The following is a 3,398-nucleotide window of genomic DNA, read 5'->3' as shown; positions in this document are numbered from 1 at the left end:
TATCACAATATTACTGAAGGTGGTAATGAATACCTACAATACAAGGTCAAATGCGACATGAAAACAACCCTCTAGAGCCTCATAATATCACAATATTACTGAAGGTGGTAATGAATACCTACAATACAAGGCGAGAACAAAGGACTTCTCCAAGTTCAACATAACCAGTCCCTAAGTCTACTAGCTTTGATTTACATGGGTATGTAGAAATGACTTATCTAAGTTCAACATAACCCGTCTCTAAGTCTACTAGTGTTGATTCCTACATACCAATGTAAATCAACACTAGTAGACTTAGGGACTGGTTAAATTGCACTTGGACAAGTCATTTTTAGGAGGGAATATCAATGTAGATTTTATTGTATGTATTAAATTAATTTACCTGTTGACAACTAAAATGCTCTGCTAATTTGAAGTTATTTTTTTTCTGTCTGTTCAACAATGGCATAACATTTAATTATATTTGAAAATAATCTTGAAAAGTCATCTTTTTGCACTTTTGCAATCTGATAAGTCATCAATTATTCTTTTTGTTCTAAAACCACTTCGGTGGCATAATGGTTAGCGTACTTGCCTCGAGTGCGGTAAATCATGGGTTCAATACCCGGTTGAGTCAAACCAAAGACTATAAAATTGGTATTTGTTGCTTCTCCGCTAAGCATGCAGCATTAAGGAGAAAGAGCAAAGACTGGTTGGCTCTGAATCCAACTCAGCGTGCTGGTCTAGTACAAGGCGGACCTCATCACCATCTCATTGAAAATTAACTTGTTCTCTCCATGACATAGCTGAAAATTTGCTGAATTGGCATTAAACAACAATCACTCACTCACTCACTCTTTTTGTTCTGCAACATTTGTAATTTTACCCTAGAATATGCCTACTTTAGAAAAGGCAAACCAGAAACATTATTATCATGTAGCAACACTACAGATCTAATTTCAGCTCATTTCTGCACAAAAATCAAAAGCTTTGTACATTTTAAGAAATTTACAATTTGAGCAATGCCCTTCTTTCATTGTAGAAGCAGGGTGGACTTTTGAATTTATTTTTGAAAGTGGACCATCCCATCCAAGTTTGGATTAATTTGGCCATATGGTATCAAAATAGAAGATTAACAAGTCAACAACTAAAAATGTCAGACAATGATGGATACCACCTAGAGACAAAAACTTACAACATCTTAAGCCAGGTGAACTAAAAATCCTTTAGACTGAAAATTTAATACTGTCCAAATAAAATTCACCCATTCTGTTTACTATTTAAAATCATGATTTTGATTTGATTTGAATTTTGGTGTTTAACGCCACTTTCAGCAATATTTCAGCTATATCATGGCGACCAGTTTTAGTGGTGGAAGAAGCCGGAGTACCCGGAGAGAGCCACCGACCATGAGCAAGCAACTGGTAAACTTTATCACTTGTGGTTGCGAGTCGAGTGCACCCTTTTTGTAATTTACAAAGCCGGGCGTGAACCCATGCCGTATTGGTGATAGGCTTGTATGAGTTGTTAGGTAATCCAACGACCTAACTCATTGAGCCACCCAGGCCCTTATTTAAAATCAAAACAAAATAACAACCACATGCACTCACATTAATTTAACTGCATTTTAAATAATTGAGATGAAAAACATATTAGAAGAATAACATTTATTATAACTTCTTGATATATCAAGAATAATTAACAACAACAAACAAATTCTCCATAAATGCACAACTTTTTTTGCTGACAATAACGATAGTCTGATATGCTTGATATCACTGGTTATACCAGGAACATTTCAGATCTAAAGAACATAAAAATAACATTATGTAGATTTAATTTTAATATGCAATCAGACTTTAGGGGATAAAAAAAAGAAAAGTGTGTGTGATCCCTACAAAATATATTATGACACAATAATAAGTCTATTTGGGTCCTAGCATGTTGCCAGGCTGAACCCATTGATCAAATTGCTCAGGTGTTAGCAACTCCAGTTTGAGAGCTGTTTCCTTGAGTGTTGACCCATTTTGATGAGCTAACTTAGCTATTTTACATGCATTGTCATAACCAATATGAGGATTAAGAGCCGTCACTAACATTAGAGATTCATTTAATAATTGACCAATTCTGTCCCTATTTGGTGTAATTCCTACGACACAGTTTTTGGCAAATGATACACACGCATCACCGATCAGTCTGATTGATTGTAGAACATTCCTGACCATCATCGGTTTATAACAATTGAGTTCAAAATGTCCATTAGATCCTCCTACTGTTACTGCTGTATTGTTTCCCATTACCTGAGCTGCTACCATGGTAACTGCTTCACACTGTGTAGGGTTTACTTTACCTGAAATAGGTACAATACAGCATTAGTATCATCCATCAGGAATTCTATCTGGGTACAACCAAATTATACTTTAATCATTAAGTACATGTACCATATATTTAAGAACATTATTGATATGACCAAATCAAAATTTTTAAGTAATCTGTGTCTGGTTGTTTTTCCAGTTTTGATTACACTGTTTAAGCTGTCCAGTAAATAAGATTGAGTGATTGTTGTTTAACCAAACTGTACAATTTTCCAGCTACAACATGTATATCCTGACGAGAACAAGTTATATTTCGATGAGATGATGTCTGCTTTGTACCATAGGCACCCATGGCATGGAATTACCAACCCCCTTCCCCTTTTTTAACTTTCTGATTACATATATATTTTCAATAAAATGTCTATTATTTCATCTCTTTTTCTTTTATTTAATTTGTTTGTGTCCATATTCATACAATCTTATGTTAACAGCAACTTACTGGTGTCGACCCTATACTACAAGGCAAGAAAGTTCGAAAGTTTATAAATCGTACAACTGCTTACTTCGTTTACATTTATTGCACCTTATTTCCATAATGTCATTCAAGCTAGAACATGTATCAATTCCTAAAAGACGTAGCTTTTCGCCTCTGTTCTTGTTTGGTGTATATGATAGCTCAGTTCTCCAGAATTTTTAAATTTTTCACTACTTTATTGCCTCATTTTTCGCATAGTACCTTTCTTATGACGGAAGTAGATATAACCCATGTGTTATAGTCAGCACACCCTTACGGCCAGTGAACTCTGGATGTAATTAACGATAGGGTAAGAAAAGTTCAAAAAACTTTCCTGGATTGTTACACATTGTCACAAAACGATGGATGAAGATCAAAATACAGCCCCAAAATAATGGTGGGAACATAAGCCAATTGTTCCCCTTGCCTCCCAGGCCCTATGCCTCTGCAATAACAAAAAAAGCTAATATCTCATACCCCTTAAGCTCCTGAAGATTGTCACATCAGATATCCAAAATAAATAACATGAATATCACATATCACTAAAACCACTAAACGTCCTTTTTTACCTCATCACTTGTTAATGATAA

Annotated in this window: 1 protein-coding gene and 1 pseudogene; both read right to left on the bottom strand. The window is 35.0% G+C overall.

The genetic code is table 11. The annotated features are described in order from the left end of the window. Window positions 1-521 precede the first annotated feature (521 nt). Window positions 522-662 carry a hypothetical protein gene (locus tag BAZSYMA_RS09940; protein ID WP_195910097.1) on the bottom strand — a complete coding sequence of 47 codons (141 nt, stop codon included), beginning with the start codon at window positions 660-662 and terminating at the stop codon, window positions 522-524. Between the two features lie 1,242 nt (window positions 663-1,904). Further along, window positions 1,905-2,330: pseudogene (locus tag BAZSYMA_RS04360) on the bottom strand (class II fumarate hydratase); the annotation flags it as partial. Window positions 2,331-3,398: the final 1,068 nt, after the last annotated feature.

This window comes from Bathymodiolus azoricus thioautotrophic gill symbiont (genome assembly GCF_001298715.1).
Classification (GTDB): Bacteria; Pseudomonadota; Gammaproteobacteria; order PS1; family Pseudothioglobaceae; genus Thiodubiliella.
The sequence above is the reverse complement of the archived record's forward strand: the minus strand, read 5'-3'. Positions and strand labels throughout refer to the sequence as shown.

What these genes read in the sequence shown, in the direction of transcription:
- BAZSYMA_RS09940 (WP_195910097.1), bottom strand. Translation starts at nt 662, where the DNA reads ATGCTTAGCGGAGAAGCAACAAATACCAATTTTATAGTCTTTGGTTTG.